20 protein-coding genes are annotated in these 23,295 nt (G+C 48.0%); 7 read left to right on the top strand and 13 right to left on the bottom strand.

Annotated elements, in window-relative coordinates; genetic code table 11:
* Positions 1 to 25: 25 nt before the first annotated feature.
* From AEA42_RS12315 to AEA42_RS12305, 3 genes are all read right to left on the bottom strand, one after another.
* Positions 26 to 967 (bottom strand): acyltransferase, encoded by a 942-nt coding sequence (locus tag AEA42_RS12315; protein ID WP_037431237.1) that lies wholly within the window; start codon positions 965 to 967, stop codon positions 26 to 28.
* Positions 968 to 974: 7 nt separating this feature from the next.
* Complete coding sequence (locus AEA42_RS12310; RefSeq protein WP_037413712.1) at positions 975 to 1,877, bottom strand: acyltransferase; 903 nt, start codon at positions 1,875 to 1,877, stop codon at positions 975 to 977.
* A 100-nt stretch (positions 1,878 to 1,977) separates the two neighbouring features.
* On the bottom strand, positions 1,978 to 3,504 hold the full coding sequence (locus AEA42_RS12305) for a YifB family Mg chelatase-like AAA ATPase (protein ID WP_055647878.1): 1,527 nt from the start codon (positions 3,502 to 3,504) through the stop codon (positions 1,978 to 1,980).
* A 217-nt stretch (positions 3,505 to 3,721) separates the two neighbouring features.
* On the opposite strand from AEA42_RS12305, the gene AEA42_RS12300 reads away from it, so the two are divergent.
* A complete protein-coding gene (locus AEA42_RS12300) occupies positions 3,722 to 4,837 on the top strand; it encodes a DUF1963 domain-containing protein (protein ID WP_055647877.1) in 1,116 nt (371 codons plus the stop codon).
* A gap of 5 nt (positions 4,838 to 4,842) precedes the next feature.
* Here the strand turns inward: AEA42_RS12300 and AEA42_RS12295 are convergent, their stop codons facing one another.
* The 9 genes from AEA42_RS12295 to gmk form a co-directional block, all read right to left on the bottom strand.
* Complete coding sequence (locus AEA42_RS12295) at positions 4,843 to 5,439, bottom strand: response regulator transcription factor (protein ID WP_055647876.1); 597 nt, start codon at positions 5,437 to 5,439, stop codon at positions 4,843 to 4,845.
* Entirely contained in the window at positions 5,439 to 6,518 is a 1,080-nt protein-coding gene (locus AEA42_RS12290; RefSeq protein WP_055647896.1) for a sensor histidine kinase, read from the bottom strand. Before AEA42_RS12290 ends, AEA42_RS12295 begins: the two co-directional genes overlap by 1 nt.
* Before the next feature lie 84 nt (positions 6,519 to 6,602).
* The gene (locus AEA42_RS12285) at positions 6,603 to 7,307 is read right to left on the bottom strand and encodes a hypothetical protein (RefSeq protein WP_055647875.1); all 705 of its coding nucleotides are present in this window, start codon (positions 7,305 to 7,307) and stop codon (positions 6,603 to 6,605) included.
* A gap of 183 nt (positions 7,308 to 7,490) precedes the next feature.
* Entirely contained in the window at positions 7,491 to 8,441 is a 951-nt protein-coding gene (locus AEA42_RS12280; protein ID WP_055647874.1) for a calcium/sodium antiporter, read from the bottom strand.
* A gap of 158 nt (positions 8,442 to 8,599) precedes the next feature.
* Entirely contained in the window at positions 8,600 to 10,264 is a 1,665-nt protein-coding gene (locus AEA42_RS12275) for an AMP-binding protein (protein WP_055647873.1), read from the bottom strand.
* A gap of 232 nt (positions 10,265 to 10,496) precedes the next feature.
* The gene (locus AEA42_RS12270; protein ID WP_011070722.1) at positions 10,497 to 10,880 is read right to left on the bottom strand and encodes a RidA family protein; all 384 of its coding nucleotides are present in this window, start codon (positions 10,878 to 10,880) and stop codon (positions 10,497 to 10,499) included.
* A 22-nt stretch (positions 10,881 to 10,902) separates the two neighbouring features.
* Complete coding sequence (gene spoT / locus AEA42_RS12265; RefSeq protein WP_037413695.1) at positions 10,903 to 13,005, bottom strand: bifunctional GTP diphosphokinase/guanosine-3',5'-bis pyrophosphate 3'-pyrophosphohydrolase; 2,103 nt, start codon at positions 13,003 to 13,005, stop codon at positions 10,903 to 10,905.
* 43 nt (positions 13,006 to 13,048) lie between these two features.
* Entirely contained in the window at positions 13,049 to 13,327 is a 279-nt protein-coding gene (gene rpoZ / locus AEA42_RS12260; protein WP_007651394.1) for a DNA-directed RNA polymerase subunit omega, read from the bottom strand.
* A 58-nt stretch (positions 13,328 to 13,385) separates the two neighbouring features.
* Positions 13,386 to 14,009: a guanylate kinase gene (gene gmk / locus AEA42_RS12255; RefSeq protein WP_037426419.1), complete on the bottom strand. Its 624-nt coding sequence runs from the start codon at positions 14,007 to 14,009 to the stop codon at positions 13,386 to 13,388.
* Between the two features lie 374 nt (positions 14,010 to 14,383).
* Here gmk and AEA42_RS12250 point away from each other — a divergent pair, with 374 nt between their 5' ends.
* The 4 genes from AEA42_RS12250 to AEA42_RS12235 all read left to right on the top strand — a co-directional run bounded on the left by AEA42_RS12250 (position 14,384) and on the right by AEA42_RS12235 (position 19,499).
* Positions 14,384 to 15,880: a hypothetical protein gene (locus AEA42_RS12250; RefSeq protein ID WP_055647872.1), complete on the top strand. Its 1,497-nt coding sequence runs from the start codon at positions 14,384 to 14,386 to the stop codon at positions 15,878 to 15,880.
* A gap of 157 nt (positions 15,881 to 16,037) precedes the next feature.
* Complete coding sequence (locus AEA42_RS12245) at positions 16,038 to 16,919, top strand: NTP transferase domain-containing protein (RefSeq protein ID WP_055647871.1); 882 nt, start codon at positions 16,038 to 16,040, stop codon at positions 16,917 to 16,919.
* Positions 16,903 to 17,967, top strand: a complete 1,065-nt coding sequence (locus AEA42_RS12240) for an aminoglycoside phosphotransferase family protein (protein WP_055647870.1) — start codon at positions 16,903 to 16,905, stop codon at positions 17,965 to 17,967. Before AEA42_RS12245 ends, AEA42_RS12240 begins: the two co-directional genes overlap by 17 nt.
* A 107-nt stretch (positions 17,968 to 18,074) precedes the next feature.
* Positions 18,075 to 19,499 (top strand): MFS transporter, encoded by a 1,425-nt coding sequence (locus AEA42_RS12235; protein WP_055647869.1) that lies wholly within the window; start codon positions 18,075 to 18,077, stop codon positions 19,497 to 19,499.
* Positions 19,500 to 19,521: 22 nt separating this feature from the next.
* On the opposite strand, the gene AEA42_RS22670 is transcribed toward AEA42_RS12235, so the two are convergent.
* Positions 19,522 to 20,370, bottom strand: coding sequence for a sulfotransferase family protein (locus AEA42_RS22670; RefSeq protein ID WP_055647868.1), 849 nt, complete (start codon positions 20,368 to 20,370; stop codon positions 19,522 to 19,524).
* A gap of 304 nt (positions 20,371 to 20,674) precedes the next feature.
* Here AEA42_RS22670 and AEA42_RS12225 point away from each other — a divergent pair, with 304 nt between their 5' ends.
* Positions 20,675 to 21,790: a Fic family protein gene (locus tag AEA42_RS12225; RefSeq protein WP_055647867.1), complete on the top strand. Its 1,116-nt coding sequence runs from the start codon at positions 20,675 to 20,677 to the stop codon at positions 21,788 to 21,790.
* A 297-nt stretch (positions 21,791 to 22,087) separates the two neighbouring features.
* On the top strand, positions 22,088 to 23,230 hold the full coding sequence (locus AEA42_RS12220) for a restriction endonuclease (protein WP_231640387.1): 1,143 nt from the start codon (positions 22,088 to 22,090) through the stop codon (positions 23,228 to 23,230).
* The last annotated feature ends 65 nt before the right edge of the window (positions 23,231 to 23,295 follow it).

Genomic DNA, 23,295 nt, shown 5'->3' with positions numbered 1-23,295 from the left:
GTGAAGCTGTATTCGTTAATCTGTATTAGTGAAGCTGTGTGTGGGTGCTGGTGGCACTATCCGTTAGCTGCTGATGTTGCTGCAAGAGTGCAGCAATTTGATCATCTTTTTCCGCCCAAACTTGGTTTAACCAACGCTGAAACTCGACCCGATATTCCGATTCTGAAAAGTAGCGAGTAGCGTCGACCTGCGGTACTGGCAAGGCTCGCACCCGTACAATAATCTTGCGTACTTTGCCGTTCATTACGCCAAATAACACATCGTCTGGCGCATCCGGATACACTACCGTCACATCCAGTAGGTTAGTAAATTGCTCACCCATAGCGGAAAGTGTAAAGGCAATACCACCTGCTTTAGGCCGGAGTAAATGACGGTAAGGTGAATCTTGGCGCTGACGCTTATCTTCGGTAAAGCGGCTGCCCTCAACGTAGTTGATAATTGATGTGGGCATATTTTTAAACTTTTCACAGGCTCGGCGAGTGGTGGCTAAATCTTTACCTTTAAGTTTCGGATTTTTTTTGAGTTTTGCCGGGCTGGTTCTGTCCATAAAAGGCATATCGAGCGCCCAGCAACCTAGGCCCATAATGGGGACATAGATCAGCTCTTTTTTGAGGAAGAATTTCAACATGGGGATATGGTTACGCAGCAGGTAAGTCTGCGCGGCAATATCAAAGCCACTGAGGTGGTTACTGATTAGCAAGTACCAGCTGTTTTTATTGAGCCCTTCAAGTCCTTCAACATCCCACTCTATTTTGGCAATCAAATACAAAATGCCACCATTGCAGGTTGCCCATGCCCACATAAAACGATTCATCAGTCCGGTCACTGCATTGCGTGCGCCTTGAGCTGGCATCAACATTTTCACTAAACCACCAAGGCAAACCAAGGTTCCCCAAAGGGCGGTGTTAATGATCAGCAGGCTCAGACTGAGAATAAACAGCACTGGGCCGGGGAGAAAATTCAACATAGAGGTTTTACCTTACTTCTTGGTCCGCTTGCCCTGCCAATTGGCTGATCACTTGATCTTTAGCGAGCCAAAGTTCATTCAATTGTTCTTGGAAGCTAATTTTAAACTCGCGATCATTCATATAATCGCCACGCATATCCGGCGAAATATCCTTCACTGTTATGTGTACTTTAACCTTTGGCAGCTTGCCTGTCAGGTAGTCCCAATAGCTTGGAACGCTATCTGGATAGTAAATCGTGACATCGACTAGCTTGTGGATCTGTTCTCCCATGGCGGATAGCGCAAAGGCCATGCCGCCCGCTTTAGGTTTTAACAGATGTTGGAACGGTGAGTTTTGTTTTTTATGTTTGGCCTTAGTAAAGCGTGTTCCTTCGACAAAGTTCATCACACTCACTGGCTTAGTCTTAAACTTTGCGCAGGCTTTACGGGTGATCTCGATATCTTTGCCCTTGAGTTTTGGGTTCTTTTTAAGTTGTGCTGTGCTATAGCGGCGCATAAAAGGAAAATCTAATGCCCACCATGCTAGCCCTAACACGGGCACATAAATCAGTTCTTGTTTCAGGAAGAATTTCAAAAACGGGATTCGGCGATTAAATACGCGCTGCAGGATCAAAATATCCACCCAAGACTGATGATTAGCGATCACCATATACCATTCTTTGGTAGAAAATTGGCTATCGCCCGAGAGCTCAATTTGCACTGGGTGCAGCACACGTTCAATCACCCCATTGACGCTTATCCAAGCGCTGGCGCAAAAGTCGAGAAAATAGCTCGTCGCCGTTCTCAACACAGGCAAAGGAATAAGTTTAATGAAGCTGCCCAGAACAATGGGTACAACCCAAAACAGCGTATTCACGACATAACCTAAGAAAGCTATGCAGCCTTTTAATTGTGAAAACAACGTCCCCATTGGCGCCCCCTGATAAAAATTGGAGGCCTATGTTACTCGGTGTCGGCGTTTGGCTCAATCTTAGGGCGGCTGGTCGGGGCATTTGTTAATATTTCGAGTCTCAATACTGTTGGGATAAACGGGCCAATAATTTATCCATAGCCCGATATCCTAAGGCTTGGGCGAGGTGGCGTCTTTCGGTATTGGGGGCCTGCTCAAGGTCGGCAATGGTGCGGGCAACCCGTTGAATACGATGAAAGCTGCGCACGGATAATCCTAACTTGACGACACTCTGTTCTAAAAAAACTAGGTCAGCATCATTGATACCACTAAATTGCTTAAGTTGTTTACCTGATAGTTCGCTGTTAAGCACGCCCGCTCTGGCGAGTTGAATATCGCGGGCGCATTTTACTCGTTTGGCGATTTGATGGCTGGTTTCGCCTTGTGCCGCCTGTTGCGTTAGGGTGCCTGCGGGGAGTTTGGGGACTTCGATGGTGAGATCAAATCTATCTATAAACGGGCCAGAGAGCCTGGCGAGATAGCGCTGGATTTGATCGGGTGTAGCCCGATTGGGGCCGTCGATATCGCCGCTCGGGCTGGGGTTCATGGCGGCGATCAATTGAAAGCGGCTTAAAAAGGTCAGTTTTGCCGCCGCGCGGGAGATCACCACTTCACCTGTTTCCATCGGTTCACGCAAACAGTCGAGCACTTTTCTTGGAAATTCAGCGACTTCATCCAGAAATAATACTCCGCGATGGGCCAATGAAATTTCGCCAGGCTTAGGAATACTGCCACCTCCGACTAAGGAAATTGAGGAGCAAGTATGGTGCGGCGCGCGAAATGGTCGCTTAAGAAAGTCCTGCGGTTTGATATTGATGCCCGCGACGGAATGAATTGCAGCCACTTCTAAGGCTTCTTCATAATTGAGTGCAGGTAATAGCGCCATCATGCGGCTGGCTAACATGGTTTTGCCAGTACCCGGCGGACCTAGCATTAATAGGTTATGGTTGCCTGCGGCAGCGATTTCAAGTGCTTGTTTAGCTTGGTATTGACCTATCACCTCGCTAAGGCAAGGCGTGGACTGCGCCGGCTCATCCGAGATCCATTCGAGCTGCTGCTCCAGCATGGGGAGTGGCGCTTGTCCATGGAGAAACGCCGCTAAACTTTGCAAATGGGAGCCAAAGTAGACCTTAGGATAGCCAACTAACTCGGCATCGTGGCGATTATCGAGTGGCAGAATTAACTGATTATTATGGCGTTTAGCCGCAATGATTGCTGGTAGCAATCCTTGGCAGTGGCGGATTTGCCCTGAGAGGGCAAGTTCGCCGACAAATTCGGTATCCTTAAGGCTTGTGTGGGGGATTTGCTCTGAAGCAGCCAAAATACCGATGGCGATAGGTAAATCGTAGCGGCCGCCTTGCTTGGGTAAATCCGCAGGCGCGAGATTAACGGTTATTCGCCGCATCGGAAACTCGAATCCCGCATTGATCAAGGCACTGCGTACCCGCTCGCGGGCTTCTTTGACAGAGGCTTCTGGCAAACCCACCAGATTAAAAGCCGGTAGGCCATTACTGAGATGGACTTCAACCGTGACTTCTGGAGCTTCAACACCACAACTGGCTCGGGTATGCACGCAGGCTATCGCCATAAACAAATCCTTTTGTTGATCTTTTTGCGCTGAATTTGAGTGTAGCAGTAATTAACGCAAGGAGTTTTCTATCGCCTAGGTTGTTGCTTGCCTCATGAGTAAGTCATTTGCTCTGAGTTTGCGGTTCCTGTAATAGCTTTGGCAATTTGCCATATTGGACGATAGCAAATAGTTGATAGAAATGATAAAAAGCAAACATTGGAGTCGTGAGGTCAATATGGATATGTTATTAGCAGAAAATTCCCCCATTCGTCAGCAGCTGCTAGAGCAAAAGCTGGCGCAGTTTAAAGGCCCACATCTTGCCAACGTGCTCTCGGCGTTTATTCGCAGTAGTGTCGATCTCTATCCCTGTGCAAACGAAGACTATAGCCAGTTAGGTAACAGCCGACTGGGTGGATTGCCGGATTTACCTGTAGGGATGGATTATCCGGTGACCTTGGTCGGAAGGGAGGAGATGCTGGATGCTTACGCTGAGGAATTCGACCATACTCGCGAGTATATCGAGGAGCATTATGGGTGGTCGCAAGATTGGGATTGGGACGAGGCTGCGCAAGCCTTCCGTGTGCCGATGCAATTTATCGCACAAATCAATTGTAGCGAACTGAAGGCGTTGCAATCTTATTTACCCCGAGAAGGGCGATTGTTATTCTTTTTAGAGCGCTGGCGATTCTCGGAAATGCTTCGCGGCCATGTTTATTATGTCGTTGAAGATCAGCAACTGAACTCTGGGAGAACGATTGCTGAACTTAAGTTCGACGATGCTGTCTGTACAAACTATGAGTATGAGGCGGCTTATCAACTTCAGGGGATTGCTAGCATTAAGATGATAGCCCCTGACATGATTAATAGTGACAACCCGCATTTAGTAAAGTTAGCCAAGGCTCGTTTACAAGCGCTACCTGAACCGCAACAAGCTATGGTGCTGGAGGCCCTAGAGGTTGCGGAAGATGAATTGGCACCAGAGTGGCAAGATCAGCTCTATTTCTTTGATCTGATGAAAATGAATAAACACGGGTTAATTCCCGGCCAGATTCTCACTCAATCGCAATGGGCTAATACCGAGTGGCAGTCATCTAACTTGCAGGCATTGCTCGTCCCCGAGCAGCCGCTGCCGTATTACGATGGTATCGCTAGCATTAATGACCATGGAGATAGCCGCTATAAAGCCCCCGAACTCCACGCCGCGGCAGAGTTAGGCGGTAATGCCGAAGATTATCTGGTGCTACTTAAAGTCATCTATAGTGAGCACTCTATGCGGTTGAATTTTATTATCCACCGAGACGATCTTGCATCGGGAAAATTCGAGCGCATTTACTGCATTTATGACAACTAGCTGAGCTATAACCAGCCTTTTTGTTTGGCAATGCGGGCGGCATCGATACGGTTGCTCGCATTGAGTTTGGCGATGGCTTCGGATAAATAGTTACGTACCGTGCCTTCGGCAATAAACAGCATCTCGGCAATTTCGGCGGTGGATTTGCCTTCGCTGGCAAACCGAAGGGCGCGGCGTTCTTTATCATTGAGGGGGTCGACATCGCCAATTACCATCATTGCCAGCTCAGGATCGATAACGCGTTTGCCCGCCATCACTTGTTGAATTGAACTGACGAGGGTTTCTGAGGGCGCATCTTTTAGCAAAAATCCACCGACACCCGCTTCGATAGCGCGTTTAATATAACCTGCGCGGCCAAAAGTTGTGATCACCACCACTTTGGTTTGGCTATGTTGCTCCTTTAGCCAAGCGGCTAGTTCCAAACCAGTTCGTCCCGGCATTTCAATATCCGTCAGTAACAGGTCAAAATGCTGTTGTTTGAGAAGGGTTAATGCTTCGTCGCCATCGCTGGCTTGGGTAATGGCAAAACCGCCAGCAAGGGTTAACAGTGCCGCCAGTGCGCCGCGCACCATGGCTTGATCTTCTGCCAATAGAATCTTCATTAATCTGTTGCTCCCTGCAAAGGTAAAGTAACGCTAAAGGCATATCCCTGCTCAAGATTATAACTGAAATGACCTCCGAGGCTATCGAGACGTTCACGGATACCTGTGAGCCCATTTCCTTCGACAAAAGGTCTTGCTAAGGCATTATCTTTAACCTCGACATTAAGGGTATTTGCCTGCTCACTAAATTGAATGCTGCATTGGCTCGCGTTGCTGTGGCGCAAAATATTATTCACGAGTTCAGTTAAAATCAGCACAAGTTGGCTTTCTGTTCTGGCGGGTAGTTTTGGTAATTCACCGATTAACTCTACGTAGATGCCTTTATCCCTGAGTGAATTACATAGCTGGGTGATGCAACTTGCTAAGCCTTTGTGTTTATAGTCTGAGACGGTATGCCTTATTTGGCTCAAGCTTTCCCGCGCAATTTGTCCTAGCTCTTGTAGTTGAGTCGTTGCAAGTTGATATTCTTGTTTCGCCAGTAGTTTTTCGGCCAATTCAGCCTTTAGCGCAATCGATGACAAACTGTGCCCCATAATATCGTGCAAGTCTCTGGCGATACGCTCCCGTTCAACCATAGTGGCTAAGGTGCTGATCTCTTTGGCGCTTTGTCGCTCCTTCAATCTATGCTGGTAACGTCTTCGCTCTGCTTTACCGAGCATACCAACCCCTAATACTAAGGCTGAGCCGTACATTGGAAAATAGTAGCTATTGAATTGACTAACGTAGTTGAGCAAGAACAGTGTAACTAGTATCCCGAGCCAGCATAACAAGCTAACTCTAAAGGAATAAAAGAAACCAATAAAGAAACTGGCAAAGGTAAAGAGTGAGATGGACCCTAGATTAATAGGGGTAATGGCTATAGCAAGTACTAACATGCCGATAATAGGCCGATGGGCGCTGCGGAAATTACTGCGGTAGGTCCCAAAATAGCAGTAAATAAAGGGAACCAGCACGGCTAAAATTAAGATAATTTGCCAGCTAGGATAAGGCGTAATAAACAGCGGTATCAGATAAAACGCGAGGTTTATTAAGTACACCCATGCGAGCTTTCGTTCAAGTTGTAGGGGGTTATTTGTCATATCGCTTCGCCTAAGATCCATTTTGCGGCTGCTGAGAGTAGGATTGGCCGTAAACATTAGCCAATCCTTTCGCCTTTTCTGGGGTTATTTTGCACTTATTTGCTGATTTTTCTGAAGTAAAAACTTAGCCCAACCATAATCTTTTTCCACTTGCAGTGCCTGTTGCCAATCTTCCATCGCGCCTTGGATATCCCCCAATTCTTGTTTGGCCAGTCCGCGCCAAGTGTAAGCTTCGGCCTCACCCCAGCAAATGTTCTCGCAAGGTTGATTAAATCGCTCAATGGCGCTGCTGGCGAGCGTCTTGGCAACTTGCATGCTGCCCCCAAACATTGCTGGCGTATTATAGGCGGCAATCGCTTTCACTAATGCGACCCGCGGATTAAGCGGTGCCAGCTGTTCGGCCTGAGCAATGGCGTTAGCGGATTTGATCCCAAGCTCAGCGCCTTTGCTGTTATCCAAGGCGATTTGCATACCATACACGGATGATAATAGCGCGAGGGATTCCGCATCGGCTTGACTGTTGGTTAAGATTTCTAAGCTCGCTTGAGCCGAAGCTAAGGCATTATCTGCTATGGTTTTTTGTCCCATCACATTGGCGCTGATGGCTAAACGATAGTTGGCATAAGCCGCCTCGTAATCTTGAGTGGCAGTGCTGAGCTGTTGCAATTTATCAATATTCAGTGTGTTAGCCGCTTTGTCTACTTCAGCGATATTGGAGCTTGAGTTCGAAGCCGCGAACGCAGGCGTGCAGGCGAGAGTAAGGCTTGATAACAGTAAAAGTGTTTTCATGGTATTTCCTTATTGAAGTGATAACCCATTGCTTGGGGACGGCTTCATTATCAGAAATACCTTGGTCTGAGTGCAGGCACAAAGGTCATCAATTAGGCATGACAAATGTCATGTCTTAACCCTAAAAGTAAAACACCGGAGTGGCTCCGGTGTTTTAGTAAGCTAAGGTGAACGTGTAAATCGTTAGACTACCGCTTGGCTGCTAGCTTGGTTAACGAGGTAAACCATGTAGCCTAAGTAAGCGATAAGCAGCGTGGCACCTTCGCGGCGACCAATTCGTAGGCCAGACCAAGCAAAGGGTAAAATGATTACGGCTAACGCCAGCATGACAATAAAGTCTAAGGGTTGGAAACCAAGCCCAGATACAGGGTAAACGACAGCGGTCACGCCAAGAATACCTAATATATTAAATATATTTGACCCAACGATATTACCAATAGCAATATCGCTTTCGCCTTTGAGTGCCGCTAAAACCGAGGTCACTAGCTCTGGCATACTGGTACCAATAGCGACAATAGTCAGGCCGATAATGACTTCACTAACACCAAATACTTTGGCTAAATCAACAGCGCCATTCACAAATAAAATGCCACCGCCGACTAACATTCCGATGCCGACAATAATAAACGCGATTGAAAGCAATGGATTTTTAGGACCTTCTTCAATAACTTCACCATCGGCATCAGTAGTATTTTTGGCGCTGAAATAGCTGAAAACCAAGTAGCCGACAAGGAGTGATAATAAAATGATGCCGTCAGTCAGGCTGAGTTCGCCATCTAGCAATAATCCCCAAAACAGCATAGAAGCGAGGATCATCAGTGGAATATCCCGTCTTACCATCTGCGATTGAACTTGGATCGGGCGAATAAGCGCAGTAATTGCCAAAATTAAGCCAATGTTGGCGATGTTAGAGCCAATCACGTTACCCAGTGCAATGCCGCTATTGCCTGCCAAGGCTGACTTTACGCTTACCGCAAGCTCTGGTGCGCTGGTACCGAAAGCCACAATCGTTAAGCCGATCACCAGCGGCGTAATCCCAAGACGAAGTGCAATGGAGCTTGCGCCACGGACTAAGGCCTCTGCGCCTAAGGTTAAAATAATAAAGCCGCCGATAATTGAAAGTGCAATAAGCATTTTGGACTCTGTTAAACCTGATTGAGTGAATTAATTTAAGGTGCATCACCTTACGCTGATAGGCGTACATGATACGTGTTTTTAATTTGCTTTGACAGAATATGTCATAAAAAAGCACGCCGAAGAGCGTGCTTTAATCATAACGATGCGTTTTGACGTTATTTTGCGACTAACTCATCTTCCCAGCGTACTTGAGCACCACGGATCCCGTCCACCCTTTCGCTAAAGGCTTTCTCAAGCACGTGGCGCTTGATCTTCAGTGTGGGGGTTAATACATCGTTTTCGATGGTCCAAGGTTCACTCACCACCACAATGGCATCCACATGTTCGTGGGATTCTAAATGTGGATTCACACTATCGAGTGTCGCTTTAAGGGAAGCGCGTACTTCTTCACGGGCTTGTAGGTTAGCTCCCTCAGAGAGTTGCACTAGGGCTACAGGGTGCGGCAAACCAGATCCAATAACACAAATCAGCTCCACATGAGGATCTTGTGCAAGCTTGCGCTCAATGGGCACTGGTGCCACATATTTGCCTTTAGCGGTTTTAAAGTTGTCTTTCACGCGGCCGGTGATAGTCACACAACCATCGGCATCGATGGCGCAGAGATCGCCGGTATGGAAGAAACCATCAGCATCGAAGGCCGCCGCGGTGGCTTCAGGTTGCAGATAATAGGCGGTCATTAGGCCTGGGCTCTTAATGAGTAGCTCGCCATCTTCACCTTGGCGGATTTGGCAATCCTGCACGGGTTTACCCACAGTGCCGATTTTACGCGCATCGAAAGGGTAGTTGATGATGGAGTAAGCACAGTTTTCTGTCATGCCCCAAGCCTCACAAATATCCAGCCCAATACTGTGATACCAGTGGATGAGTGAGGGTGGAATAGGCGCTGAGCCAGAGCCGAGTAAACGGCAATGGTTGAGTCCTAAGCCCTTATGGATCTTGTGTTTTACTAGGCTGCTAATCAGTGGAATTTTTAGCAATAGATTGAGTTTGCCAACACCAATCTTGTCGATAATGTTCTTTTGGAACAGGCTCCACAGGCGTGGAACGGAGAAAAACACCGTTGGTTTAGCGCGCTGCACATCCGCAACGAAGGAGTCTAAGCTTTCGACGAAGGCGACTGTGCTGCCGGAATAAAAGGATGAGCCTTCAATCGCCACGCGCTCGGTAATATGGGCTAACGGTAAGTAGGACAATAATCTATCTTTACCATCTGTACGTAGATCGCGCACCACCGCTTGGCAAGTCCAACCATAGCTAGCATAGGTTTGAATCGCACCTTTAGGTTGACCCGTTGAGCCCGAGGTATAAATCAGCGTCATTATCTGATCGGGTTCGGGTAATGGCGCTTCAATCAATGGGTTGCCCATATTGAGCAATTGTTCCCATTGATATTGAGCTGGCATGGTGTCGTAGGGCATGGCGAGACGCAGCAATTCGCCGCCGACACCGGCTTCTTGATCGGCCCAATGATCGAGCTTACCGAGGACAATCGCTTTAGCCCCACTATGCTGCAATACATAGCGAATGGTATCTGGATTCGCAGTCGGATAAATAGGAACGCTGATATAGCCGCCGTGCATCAGGGCGAGGTCGGTGATAAACCATTCGGCACAGTTTTTAGACAGAACGGCAATCTTATCGCCCGGCTCTAAGCCTAAATGACGCAACGCGCCAGCAAGTTGTTGGACTTTTTCTTGTACTTCATTCCAAGTGAAATCAAGGTATTGCCCCTTGATTGGCTGGCGCAAATAAATCTCATCCCCACGCGTATTCGCCCAGTGCGCCAGCATTTCAATTGGCGTCTTAATCGCTTTATCCATAGGCAATTCCCTGTTCTTTATTGTTATTTTCACCCCAACATAGGTGCCCAGTATGGCGAGTTTTGTGAGGCCGCGCAAATAGTTTGCAAGATTGTAAAATCACTAAATCTGCAAAACAGCCTAATGGGCGAGTATGAAATGAAAATGAACTTAATAACAGGTCAGAGCAGGAGTCGCGGGGCGCATTAGGCAATAAAAAAGGCGCCTAAGCGCCTTTCATATCGGTTGAAGCTTACAGCTCCATCACGCCATCCATTTCGACTTGCGAATCTTTGGGTAACTGCTTCACACCGATAGCGGCGCGAGCTGGGTAAGGTTGGCTGAAGTAACGGCTCATGATTTCATTCACTTTGGCGAAGTGGCTTAAGTCCGTTAGGAAGATATTAAGCTTAACGATATCGTTGATTGTGCCGCCGGCTGCGGTACAAACGGCCGTTAAGTTTTCAAACACTTGCACAACTTGCGCCTCAAAATCATCGCTCACGATTTGCATTGTGCTTGGCACCAGTGGGATTTGGCCGGATAAATATACTGTGTTGCCGACTTTAACCGCTTGAGAATAAGTGCCAATTGCCGCTGGGGCGTTTTCGGTCGCGATAATGATTTTTTCTGCCATGACGCTCTCTCTAAAATAATGATCAACGATTACGGGATGTACGCAACACCTCGGGCAGTACCCTGATACGGCGCATCACGTTAGCTAAATGGATCCTGTCTTTCACCGAAATTCGCAGGTTAATCAAGTAAACGCGGCCATCGCGCTCTTCGGTGCTAAGGTTGTGAATGTTCGAGCCCTCGGCGGCGATAATCGAGGTGATCTTCGCCAGCGCGCCTTGGTGGTTAACAATTTCCACCCGCAGATTGGCTTGATACTCGACGCCTTCGACATTATCCCACTGTACGGGAATGTATTTATCGGGCTCGCCTTGGTAACCGCGAATGTTAGCGCAGTTTTCCATGTGGACGACTAAGCCTTTACCTTGGCTCACGTGGGCTATCACCGCATCACCTGGGATGGGGCGGCAGCAGTTGGCGAAGGTCACTAACATGCCTTCGGCGCCGCGGATTGGCATCAGGTGAGAATCGCGGCTCTCTTGATTCTCTAAATTATCGCCAATCAAACGTTGAGCGATGACTATGCTCATGGCATTGCCAAGACCGATGTCGGCGAGTAAGGAATTTAAATTGGCGTGCTTAGTATCGCGCACGACTTTATCAATCTGCTCGGCAGGGATGCTATCGAGCTTGGTTTTACCCAGCGCATGGTTAAGCAAACGGCGGCCAAGGGCAATGGCATCGTCTGCTTTTAGGCTCTTGAGCACTTGGCGGATTTTGGCGCGGGCTTTACCCGTGACCACAAAGTTAAGCCAAGCGGCATTCGGACGCGCGCCTTTAGCGGTAATGATCTCAACGGTTTGGCCGGAGATTAATGGCTGGCTTAACGGATAAGCTTGGCGGTTAACACGGGCGCCGACACAGGTATTACCCACATCGGTGTGGACTTCATAGGCAAAGTCGACGGCGGTGGCGTTAACCGGTAATTCTAAAATGCGACCTTCGGGGGTAAACACGTAAATCTCTTCGGGGAAGAGTTCGGTTTTAACGTTTTCTACGAATTCGAAGGAGGTGCTGGCGCTCTGTTGCAGTTCCAGCAAGCTTTGCATCCACTTACGGGCACGCACTTGCGTGGTGGTGCCTTGACCATCGGCACCGCCTTTGTAAGCCCAGTGAGCCGCAACCCCTTTGTCGGCCATTTGATCCATATCTTCGGTACGAATTTGGATCTCGACGGGTACGCCGTGGGGACCGAATAACGAGGTATGTAGCGACTGATAGCCGTTGGCTTTTGGGATAGCAATATAATCTTTAAAGCGACCTGGACGTGGTTTATACAGGCCATGCATCGCACCGAGCACGCGATAACACGTATCGATGGAGTCGACAATCACGCGGAAGGCATAGATATCCATGACTTCTTGAAATTGCAGCTCTTTACTCTGCATCTTGTTATAGATGGAGTAGAGGTTTTTCTCGCGCCCTTTGACTTTGCCCTTAATACCCGCATCGTTTAAGCGGGTGAGTACCGCGGCCTCAATACCTTGAATGAGCTCTTTACGGTTGCCTCGAGCCGCTTTTACCACTTCCCTTAGTACCCGATAGCGCATGGGATAATAGGCTTGAAAACCCAAATCCTCTAACTCAGTCTTGATATTGTGAATACCGAGTCGGTTGGCAATGGGGGCGTAAATCTCTAAGGTTTCGCGGGCAATACGACGGCGTTTGTCAGGACGCAGCGCGCCTAAGGTGCGCATGTTGTGGGTGCGGTCGGCAAGCTTGATGAGAATAACGCGGATATCCTGCGTCATCGCCATCATCATTTTGCGAAAGTTTTCTGCTTGAGCTTCTTTCTTATCGCGAAATTTCAGCTTGTCGAGCTTAGACACCCCTTCAACCAATTCAGCCACCGATTCGCCAAATCGCTCGGCTAAATCTTCTTTGGTGACATAGGTATCTTCGATGGTGTCATGCAGCAATGCCGCCATCAGCGTCTCATGGTCGAGACGCATTTCGGCGAGGATGCGGGCAACCGCAACCGGATGGGTAATATAAGGTTCGCCGCTAGTGCGCATTTGCCCTTCATGGGCATCACGCGCAACTTGGTAAGCCTGCTTGAGCAATTCTACCTGTTCAGGTTCTAAGTAACCGGAAGCAGACTCCTTTAGACCTTCAAACAGATACAAGTGGCAGCTCTCCTTTACCCAAACAGGTGTGACTCAATTAGACTTATAGTGAACGGCCTTCAGCGATGGCGGCAACAGCTGCGATTTCAGCAGCTTCACGCTCACGCACAGTTTGACGCTCATCAGCATCTAAAGTGTGAGCATTCACTAAACCTAGTTCGATTTCACGCAGGGCGATAACCGTTGGTTTGTCGTTCATCTCTTCAACCATAGGGTCTTTACCCTGCACGGCGATTTGGCGAGCACGACGCGCCGCAACCAGGATCATATCAAAACGGTTGCCGATTTGTTCTACGGCGTCTTCTACAGTTACGCGAGCCATGTGTTGAAACTCCAGTTTATCTAGGGAAAAAATGACGCAAAATTGTACACTATGGCAGTTAGCCTGCCAACAGATCGTTAAGCATATCATTTTGCGCGTGGATCTGACTAGCACCCGTTAAGCGTTGGCTGCGAATGATCGCCCGCAGATCCGCCAGTGCTGTGTCAAAATCGTCATTGACGATAATAAAATCATATTCTTTATAGTGCGACATTTCAGAAACCGCCTGTGCCATACGGCTGGCGATCACATCCTGGCTGTCTTGACCGCGGCCAGTCAGGCGACGCTCTAGCTCATCCCTTGAGGGTGGCAGAATAAATACGCCCACGGCTTCTGGCATCAAAGCTTTGACTTGTTGGGCACCTTGCCAGTCGATATCGAGAAACACATCAATACCTTGAGTTAAGGTGTGCTCAATCACATGGCGCGATGTGCCGTAGTAATTGCCAAACACTTCGGCCCACTCAAAAAAGGCATTTTGCGCGATCAGTGCTTTAAATTCTTCAACATTAACAAAATGGTAGTGTTGACCATCAACTTCACCTGGGCGCGGCGCGCGGGTGGTGTGCGATACTGAAACCTGCATATCGGCAGGTTTGTCTTTTAACAATGCCGAAATTAGCGAGGATTTACCCGCACCACTTGGCGCTGACACAATAAATAAATTTCCGCGTGCGGTCATGAGCTAAATATCCAGTTGGTTAACGCAAGAAGGGCCCAGAAAGCCGAGTATTATACAGATTTTGACCTTAAAAACGCTAGGGCTTGTTAGCCAGCAATTGTTGTCTATTTATGTTTTGCGACAGTTAACGCTGACGTTGGTGCATTTTTACGGTTTACTGTGACTCAAAGATCGGATACTGAAAATCTCTGCGTCCCTAAGCCTTGCTGAGCCTGAGAATTAAGCCTGATTTAGCTTTAGATGGATATAATCAGCATTTTTGCTTATCTAGCGTCTTTATTGCACTGACAAGTGCGGCTAAATTCGTTACGCTCATGCTTATACGACATAGAAGGTCGTGTGCGCTTGAATTATTTCACTATAAAGGAAGGGTCGTGCTGTTAAAATCTCTTTTCTGCCTTCACGGGCGTGATTCCCGCCCCCGCTTTGTTGTTATCAGTGTTGGTGTCTATTTAGGCATATCACTGGCTGTCGCCGCATTTGGGGCGAACTTTCTCATGTATCTTTTAGCGTTAGTAGGCCTGCCTTTACTTGCCCTCACGGCGCTGCGTCGTTTAAATGATGCGGCCAAGCCTAAGGCTTTAGTGGTGGTGTTTATGTTGCCGCTGCTGATTTTACTGGCGCTGTATATTGTGGCTCCGCCACCAGTATTGGCGATATTAGGGTTAGTGTTGGGGGCTGGCGCGACTTTTTGGGGAACCCGTTTGAAGTCGCCAACTATAGTGGATTACCGTTTTGGTTATTATGGACCAGCACTCGATGCGCCTATCTCGCAGGCGATCCCCCGTCGCCGAGTTGAACCTGTGATCACGCCAAAGGCGGCTGCTGCGCAAAATGCGGTGCCTGATGTATCAGCAAATATTCCTGTTGCGACTCCGGCAGAAGCTTATTCCCAGACAGAGCCAACTATTTCGTCTGCTGTTGCTGAGCCAGAACTTGAGGTTTTGCGCCAAGATGAGCTGCGCTTTGATGCCTTAACCAAGATGACTGCCAATCCAGCGGATTTTGTGGTGCCTGATGCTGTAATTGAGGGGCATGCCGATTTTCGTCCCGCTAATCCGAGCCGAGTAGAGCAAACGCGAATCGACCTCGCCGAGGTAGATTTAGCTCAAGTGGATTTGCAGGGAGAAGAATTTAAGCGTGCGCCGCTCGATCCTGCTGAGCACAGTGATGAGCCGGTGTGGCGCTTTGATCCCGATGACAATGCCGATGTTTTTAATGACACCGAGCATGCTGAAGAAGTGCGTCGTCGCCGCGCCGAAGCTAAAGAATCCGGTTCTATGACCGAATTGTTTAGGGGCGTTGCGGAGTTTTTTGCCCCTTATCGTCGTTATGTTAAGTTGCCTAAATTACCTAAGCTGGAGCGCCGTTACTGGTTGCCTGTCGGCGGCGGTGCGGGCGCTGTGTTGTTAGTCTTGCTGGTATGGGGATTATGGCCTAGTTCTGATGAGTCGCAGGTAGACGAATCGGTCGTGCCAGCGGTGCCTTCAGCACCTATTGCAGCAAGCGATCGTGTGACCTTAGATCTGCCCGACGGTTTTTCGGTGGCATTAGAGCAAGATGTATTAATTATTCGTTGGTTGGGTGAACGCGACAAGCCGCAAAACCTATGGTCTATTGCTACGGCGAAGGGTGATAAGAGTTGTAGTGCATTAGTGTTTAATAATGGCACTGAGTATCGCACTATCACTGTGGATTTGCTTGCCGACTCTGCCACTGAAGCGCGTTTCACGCCGCTCGATACCGCTAATATCATTACCGATTTAGCCCGCCGTGGTAGCATTGGTTTGTGTGGTTATAAGTTCAGCCTCAAAGGCAGCCAAGCGGTTTTAGAGCCAAATCGTGCCTTTGGAACTTATTTAGCCCGTTAAATAGATAAAAATAAGCTTAAATGCTAGTCAGGATTAGAGGGGTAGATTACACTTTTGCTCCTCTTTTTCTCCGATCTTGTGTTACATGCGCTCGCATAGCCGATGACGGCGAGGTTCGGGAAAATTTCTTTAATACGAACTGAAAACTCAATCCCACATGAATACAGATTTGACCTTAGTCATTATGGCGGCGGGCCTTGGAAGTCGTTTTGGCGGCGATAAGCAGTTAGCCTCCCTTGGGCCTGCTGGCGAACCCATGTTGGTGTTATCTATTTTATCGGCTATTCGCAGTGGATTTCAGCGCGCCGTATTAGTGATCCGCCCTGAGCTTGAGGCGGAGCTCTCCGGGATATTGACGCAGTTTTTACCCGCAAACTTTGAATATCACTTTTGCTACCAGTCATTAAGTGATTTACCACAAGACGCAAAGCTTGCTGATTTTAGCCATCGTTTAAAGCCTTGGGGGACAGCACATGCGCTCTGGTGTGCCCGCGATTGGGTAACAGGACCAATGGCAGTGATCAATGCCGATGACTTTTACGGTGACAGCGCCTTTGCCTCGTTAGCACAAGGCTTAACCGCCAGACCTAAGGATTGGATGATGGTGGCTTATCCTATCGAGCTAACGTTATCTGAACATGGTGGAGTAAACCGTGGCTTATGCCAAGTTGAGCATGGGCAGTTACGCTCGGTTGCCGAGTGGTTAAATATTCAAGCACAAGAAGATGGTTTTGTGGGCGAAGGACCAAATGGATTGGCAAAGCTTCCTCCACAGTCGCTGGTATCCATGACCTGCTGGGGCTTCTCGCCAAGCATATTTGATGTTATTAAACAGCTATTAACCGCATTTATTGAACAACAGGGCCAATTGCCGAAATCGGAATGCTATTTGCCTGCTGTGGTTCAGGCGGCAATTGAGCAAGGTGTGCCCGTCTATGTTGATGTGGCCAGCGAACCTTGGCTCGGTGTGACCTATCCGCAGGATACTGTCTGGGTAAAGCAAAAATTAATGGAGTTATTGGGTGATAAAACTCATTAGGCAGTCAGTGTTGCCTCATTTTGGAATTGAAGCCGACGAGGCAAAAATCTCAGCGTTAGGGAATGGTCATATTAACGACACCTTATTAGTGCGTTGGCCTACGGGTGAATTGGTGCTGCAACGTATTAACACCCAAGTGTTTAAGACGCCGCAGGCGCTGGTGAGTAATGCCGATAAGATCAGCCATCACTTATGCGCCAAGGCATTGCAGCAGCAATATGGTCTGCAAGTGGTTAGCCCTTGTCTTACCCAAGAGGGTGAACTTGCTATCGACTTAGGTGAGCAGGGATTTTGGCGTGCGATCAGTTATTTACCCCATAGTTTAAGTATCGAAGTGGTGAAGTCTGAAGCGCAAGCCGAAATGGCCGCCAAGGCCTTTGGTCACTTTGCCTGTGCATTAAGTGATTTTGACGCCACTGAGCTTGAAGATGTGATCCCGCAGTTTCATCACTTGCCTGGGCGGATGGAAATGCTGCGCCAAGCGGTGCAGCAGGATAAAGCCAAACGCTTAGAGTCGTGCCGTCAATGGGTTGATTACGCGCTGTCGCAGCAGAGTTTATTGGATGAACTGGCTGAAATCTCGCCGCAGTTACCGCTGCGGATCTGCCATAACGACACTAAAATCAACAATATGCTGTTTGATAAGCGCGACATGTCGAGCATGGCGATTATCGATTTAGACACCTGCATGAAAGGTCATCTAATGTATGACTTTGGCGATATGGTGCGTACTTTCTGTTCGCCCGAGGAAGAAGATTCTACTGCCCTTGAAAATGTTAAAGTGCGCCAGTCGATCTTTGCCGCCATTTGCCGTGGCTATTTAAGTGAGCTCTCCGAGGTATTAACAGAGGTCGAAAAGCGCAGCCTTTGGCTTGGGGCGCGAGTCATTTGCCTGATGATCGGCGTGCGTTTTTTAACGGATTATCTCAATGGCGACGTGTATTTCCACGTGCACCGTGAGGGTCATAATCTGGATAGAGCGGCGAATCAGTTTACCTTGTATCAAAGCCTGCTCGACCAAGAGGCTGAACTTAAAGCCTGTTTCTAGTCTGCTTTCTTTTAGCAAACGCCCCAAACGGGGCGTTTTGTTTTTTGCTTATATACGACATAATTGCACCATTAAAAACCCTTAGTCTCATATGGATTTGGCTTGGAATGGGCAACCACGAAGTACCCACTGCATTAACTTGTGCGCGCCGTAGCGCCAGAAATCTCTGGTTAAGGTGTACTCTACGCCGCTCGCAGCAGGAAGCCGTTGCCTCGTCGATGATGACGGCAACCAGCGATAACTTTTTTAATGCTTACGCGATTTTTCTCGGTGCTAGTCTTGCGCAAATGGGTTTTGTTACTGGATTACCGCAGCTCTTCGGGGCGATGTCGCAGTTAGTTTCCGTCTGGTTAGCGAGTCACTTTTCCCGTCGTAGTTTTATTGTTTACTGTGCTGCTTTACAGGCTGTGTTGGTATTAGGAATGGGCGCGTTAGCGGCCTTTCGGCCTGAGCACGCAGTATGGATATTTATCGCGCTCGCCGTGGGGTATCACGGTTTTATTAATCTTATCCAACCCCATTGGCGTGCGTGGATGGGGTCAATCGTGCCTGAACGTCGCCGTGGCGCTTTTTTCGCGGCGCGTACCCGCTTAACCATGGGCGCATCCTTAAGCGTGTTCTTTATTGGCGGTGGTATTCTGACCTTGACCGATTCGCAGCAAATGGCGTGGTTGGGTTTTACGCTGCTGTTTTCGATTGCCGCCATGGGGCGTTTTGTCTCGGCTTGGTTATTACTGCAAATGCACGATCCTGATCCGCGTGAAGCCAAGCAGCGCGGCGTGTTTATCCAAACCATTCGCAATTTTCGCGGCGCATGGAAGGATAAAACCTTTCGCCAGTACAGCTTGTTTGTGGCCAGTATGCAGGCGATGGTCGCCATATCGGCGCCATTTTTCGCTGTGTATATGCTAGAAAACCTGCACTTTAGCTACATCGAATTTGTGCTCGCGAGTGTGGCCTCGATAGCGACTCAATTTGTGACGCTAAAGTTTTGGGGGCGATTTAGCGATCAATTCGGCAATCGTTTGGTGATGATTATTACCAGCTGCATGATCCCAAGCTTGCCATTGTTATGGCTGTTTTCCGATAACTATCTGTATATTATCCTTATTCAGGCATTTTCTGGGCTGGCGTGGAGCGGCTTTACCTTAAGTACCGCCAATTACCTTTATGATATTCGTCCCTTTCGCAGTGACTTTGCTACCTATGCAGCGTTGCAAGCGTCACTCAGTGCGGGATTCGTATTTGTGGGGGCAATGGTCGGTGGCACGATAGCCTCCCATGCGGCGGATTTTTTAGTCTGGTCAGGCTGGAATGCTTGGCTCAGTAGCCCGATTTTTGTAGTGTTTTTAGTATCGACCATACTGCGCGCATTTGTGACACTGTGGTTTATTCCACGCTCGGTCGAACCCAAAGTCAGGCCTCGGCCGCAGTTACTGCAACTTATCTTCCGTATTCGCGGTTTTAATGCGATTTCGGGCGTGAGTCTCGACTGGCTAACTGTGGTTAAGCGTCGGAAAAATAATGATTAACCTAGAACCTAGAACCTAGAACCTAGATTTTATAATCAAAGAACTTACGTTTTTCAGGCCCCGAGGCATTGGCGCTGATCTTATTCGGGTGTTTATATTCATCCCAACTAGCCACATTGCGGCCGACATTGAGCATAGGAAAGTTCTGCTGATTTTCGGTAGCGGCTAGGCCCATAAAAGCCAATAGCTGACCGAGGGCACCTTGTTGGCTCACATCGATACTGAGTAAGTCGTGTCTGCCCGCAAAGTAGTTAACCACCTCAGCTTTATGACGCTGATAACAATCGATAAGATGTTGTTCATCCTGCGGATTTTCTACCATTCCTACGCCAAAGCTATGGCGAAAGCTGCGCTTCATGATTGGGTGGAATCGGCCAGTTTTGGCATCCAAATGTGGCAGCATTCGGCTGAGTAACATCTGCATCGACGGCACCCAAGAGTCTAACTCGCGGTCAAGATAAACAAACTTGGCCTCGGGGAATAATTCATCCAACTGCTTGAAATCACTAAAACAAGGCGCATCGGAAATCGCATCAGCCTGCATAAAGGCTGCTTTAGTAAACGCCATATGTGCCACTTTTAAGCCTTGCTCCAATAGCGCCACGCTTACGCTCGTCGTCCCCGTGCGGGGCAAGCCGATAAAAATAACCTTCTGTTTTTGCTCGGCAACAACCGACTCATGCTTAATCGCATTTGGCTCGATTGCACTCGGCTTGGTTGCACTTGGCTTGGTTGCATTCGGCGCGAGTAAGCTTGGCCTGATTTCATTTGGTTTAGTCGAATCGCACTGTGGCTGATTGAGCTGCACATCTTCACTATGGTTATGCCTTTGAGAATCGGGAAGGGTGGCAATAGTTGGGTTATCAGGCATGGATTAGGCTCGGCATTCTTGTCAGCGTGGTCGCGATGGGTAGGTAAATTGGGGTTTAACATTAGCGTTTTATCAACGTTGGCAGTATATCGCAGTGCACAGGTTTTGGCAGCGCAAAGCTGGCGTTGCGTCGGTATTGCGTTGTAGAGGTAATCAACAGGATAAATTCCTTTATGCTAGAAGCAGTTGGGCAAGGTGAGGCAATTACTTGTATTATTTGCCTCATTTTGTGAGGCGAATAGGTTTGTTAATTGACTCATTGTGTGAGTAGAATAGGCTTGTTATTTGACTCATGGGGTAGGATATGTGGATTTGGCAGCAAGCCGATTGGCCTAAATTTCATTGGAATACCAGCAGCATTGATGCCTTGCTGCGTCAGGTATATTTCAATCAGGGCCAACTGCTCGGCAAGCAAATGCTAAGTCACGACGACAGCCAGTTAACCTCAGCGGCAGCACTCGACACCTTACTCGCTAACATTATCCACTCCAGTGCCATTGAAGGTGAAAAGCTCAATGCGGCTTCGGTGCGCTCATCCTTGGCTAAAAAACTCGGTGTGTCCGAAGACAAACCGTATCCGACCACGGCACAAACCGATGGTTTGGCCGACATTATGCTCGATGCCTTAAAAAATTTAGATACAGAGTTAACCCTTGAGCGGATATTAGGTTGGCATAAACAGTTATTTCCCCAGGGTTATACGCTGTTAAACCCCGTTATTGGTGGAGTGCTACGTGGCGATACGCCTATGCAGGTTGTCTCAGGCCGGATTGATAAACCAACGGTACATTTTGAGACACCCTCTCGAGCGACTTTGGACGCTGAACTCTCACAGTTTATTGAATGGTTTAATGCATCAAGGCAAGATCTGGGTTTAGATCCGCTTATCCGCGCGGCGATAACTCACCTTTGGTTTGTGACTCTGCATCCGCTTGATGATGGTAATGGGCGCATCACGCGTTTATTGACCGATTTAGCTTTGGCGCAAGCAGAAAAACGCTCAATTCGTTTTTACGCTATGTCGGTCAGTATTCTTGCCCGTCGCCAAGCCTACTATGACATTTTAGAGTCCACCCAAAGGGGCGATGTCGATATTACTCCTTGGTTAGTATGGTTTTTTGAAACCCTCAATGATTGTTTGCTCAATGCGATGGCTGATGTGAACAAGACTCTGCTAAAAACGCAGTATTGGCAAAATGTCGATCAATCCTTATTGAGTCAAGAGCAAGCCAAAGTGCTCAATCGGATGTTAGATGGCGATTTTGAATTAGGGATGAATAGTAGCCAGTACCAAAAAGTCGCTAAGGTGAGTCGCGCCACCGCCACCCGTCACCTTGCGCAAATGGTCGAGCAAGGCTTTTTAGTGAAAGCTGACGCCGGCGGCCGAAGTACGAGGTACTTATTGCCGAGTGGGCAGTAGTGAGTGCTTAGCTTTAAGTCTCAACAGTGGCCACAAAATGGTATCGCCCGCAGGCACGCCGTAAACTCTTCCATGAGGGCTCCACCGCGCCATCCATGGCGCAGAGGGCCTGCTTATCGATACCATTTTCCGCTATGAAGCCCTCGTATCGCGTCAACTTCAGTGTGAGCCTTGAATGAGGTTACAAATTAGCAGTTGAATAAGCGCATACTCACAATTGGTATCCACATTTCTTTTAATTAAATATCAGTATGTTATATTGCACCAAGCTGCTTAGATAAGGATTGGTGACGAATAATGGAAATTCAGATTGGTGATGTACTGAGATATAAAAAGCCAGCATGTGGTAAAAACATGTATGAAGATGGCCACCTCAATTTCCACTTTCTAACCAAATCCATTGATGCCAACAACCTGCAACTTGAAAAGGGAATCAATCCCTGCGCCAAAATCAAAACGAGCTTGGGTCAACTTGTGCGCCCGGCAATACTGATTTCCAGTAGCCCAAATAAAAAAGGATCAGTAGAAACCCCCTGGGAAGATTTTTATGACGTTGATAATGGCCATATTCGCTACTTTGGTGACAACAAAGAACCTGGTAAAGATCCTGCCACAGCACCAGGAAATAAAGCACTACTTGAAGCGTTTCGTTTAGCCCATTCACACAGTGTGGACGAGAGATTATTAACTCCACCTATCTTGTTTTTTAAGCGGGCGATAGTTAATGGCGTCGCTAAAGGCTATCCGCAATTTTATGGATTGGGGATCATCAATAGTGTCGAATTAGTGACTCAGTGGGACAATAAATTAGCTCGCACTTTTACAAATTATGCCTTTGATTTTACTGTGCTTTGCATTGCTGCGGAGCATGAAGTATTCGAATGGGATTGGATAAATAGCCGCCGTAAGAAAGGCTTTTCGCTTGCGATAACCAATAATGCCGCCCCTAAAAGCTGGCGACAATGGCTAAATGAAGGCAGTAATTCCCTTAATAAATTACGCCGCCGAGTTTCCAAACTGAGTCTAGAGAAAACGGTAAATCAAAAGCCTATTCCGGGATCTGAGTCCGATAAAATTTTAAATCAAATTTATGATTACTATGCCAACAAGAAGCATAGATTTGAGGCGCTTGCAGAGGTTATTGCAGAGCGCGTAATCGATAGGGAGCTTGGAATTTATCAAAAAGGCTGGGTGACTCAAGGCTCGGGTGACGGTGGTGCCGATTTTATCGGTAAGGTGACGTTGGGCAGTGGATTCTCCAAAGTGGAGTTGATTGTGCTAGGGCAGGCAAAATGTGAGTCACTCAATACGCCAACGGGCGGTAATCATATTGCTCGTACAGTAGCTCGCTTAAAGCGTGGTTGGCTCGGTGTGTATGCCCGAATTCAACTGCGAAGTGCGACACTCGCCAATATCAAGCAGCCAATACCATTTCTTTAAAGACAATCGCTGGTTGCTTGAAATCTAAACACTTTTTCGGTCGATAATTTATCCGTGATAAAGCG

This window comes from Shewanella sp. Sh95, from assembly GCF_001308045.1.
Taxonomy (GTDB): domain Bacteria; phylum Pseudomonadota; class Gammaproteobacteria; order Enterobacterales; family Shewanellaceae; genus Shewanella; species Shewanella xiamenensis.
The sequence above is the reverse complement of the archived record's forward strand: the minus strand, read 5'-3'. Positions and strand labels throughout refer to the sequence as shown.

Excerpts from the sequence above, each read along its gene's own strand:
- AEA42_RS12315 (WP_037431237.1), bottom strand. The coding sequence starts at position 967 with ATGTTGAATTTTCTCCCCGGCCCAGTGCTGTTTATTCTCAGTCTGAGC.
- AEA42_RS12310 (WP_037413712.1), bottom strand. The coding sequence starts at position 1,877 with ATGGGGACGTTGTTTTCACAATTAAAAGGCTGCATAGCTTTCTTAGGT.
- AEA42_RS12305 (WP_055647878.1), bottom strand. The coding sequence starts at position 3,504 with ATGGCGATAGCCTGCGTGCATACCCGAGCCAGTTGTGGTGTTGAAGCT.
- AEA42_RS12300 (WP_055647877.1), top strand. The coding sequence starts at position 3,722 with ATGGATATGTTATTAGCAGAAAATTCCCCCATTCGTCAGCAGCTGCTA.
- AEA42_RS12295 (WP_055647876.1), bottom strand. The coding sequence starts at position 5,439 with ATGAAGATTCTATTGGCAGAAGATCAAGCCATGGTGCGCGGCGCACTG.
- AEA42_RS12290 (WP_055647896.1), bottom strand. The coding sequence starts at position 6,518 with ATGACAAATAACCCCCTACAACTTGAACGAAAGCTCGCATGGGTGTAC.
- AEA42_RS12285 (WP_055647875.1), bottom strand. The coding sequence starts at position 7,307 with ATGAAAACACTTTTACTGTTATCAAGCCTTACTCTCGCCTGCACGCCT.
- AEA42_RS12280 (WP_055647874.1), bottom strand. The coding sequence starts at position 8,441 with ATGCTTATTGCACTTTCAATTATCGGCGGCTTTATTATTTTAACCTTA.
- AEA42_RS12275 (WP_055647873.1), bottom strand. The coding sequence starts at position 10,264 with ATGGATAAAGCGATTAAGACGCCAATTGAAATGCTGGCGCACTGGGCG.
- AEA42_RS12270 (WP_011070722.1), bottom strand. The coding sequence starts at position 10,880 with ATGGCAGAAAAAATCATTATCGCGACCGAAAACGCCCCAGCGGCAATT.
- rpoZ (WP_007651394.1), bottom strand. The coding sequence starts at position 13,327 with ATGGCTCGCGTAACTGTAGAAGACGCCGTAGAACAAATCGGCAACCGT.
- gmk (WP_037426419.1), bottom strand. The coding sequence starts at position 14,009 with ATGACCGCACGCGGAAATTTATTTATTGTGTCAGCGCCAAGTGGTGCG.
- AEA42_RS12245 (WP_055647871.1), top strand. The coding sequence starts at position 16,038 with ATGAATACAGATTTGACCTTAGTCATTATGGCGGCGGGCCTTGGAAGT.
- AEA42_RS12235 (WP_055647869.1), top strand. The coding sequence starts at position 18,075 with ATGGGCAACCACGAAGTACCCACTGCATTAACTTGTGCGCGCCGTAGC.
- AEA42_RS22670 (WP_055647868.1), bottom strand. The coding sequence starts at position 20,370 with ATGCCTGATAACCCAACTATTGCCACCCTTCCCGATTCTCAAAGGCAT.
- AEA42_RS12225 (WP_055647867.1), top strand. The coding sequence starts at position 20,675 with ATGTGGATTTGGCAGCAAGCCGATTGGCCTAAATTTCATTGGAATACC.
- AEA42_RS12220 (WP_231640387.1), top strand. The coding sequence starts at position 22,088 with ATGGAAATTCAGATTGGTGATGTACTGAGATATAAAAAGCCAGCATGT.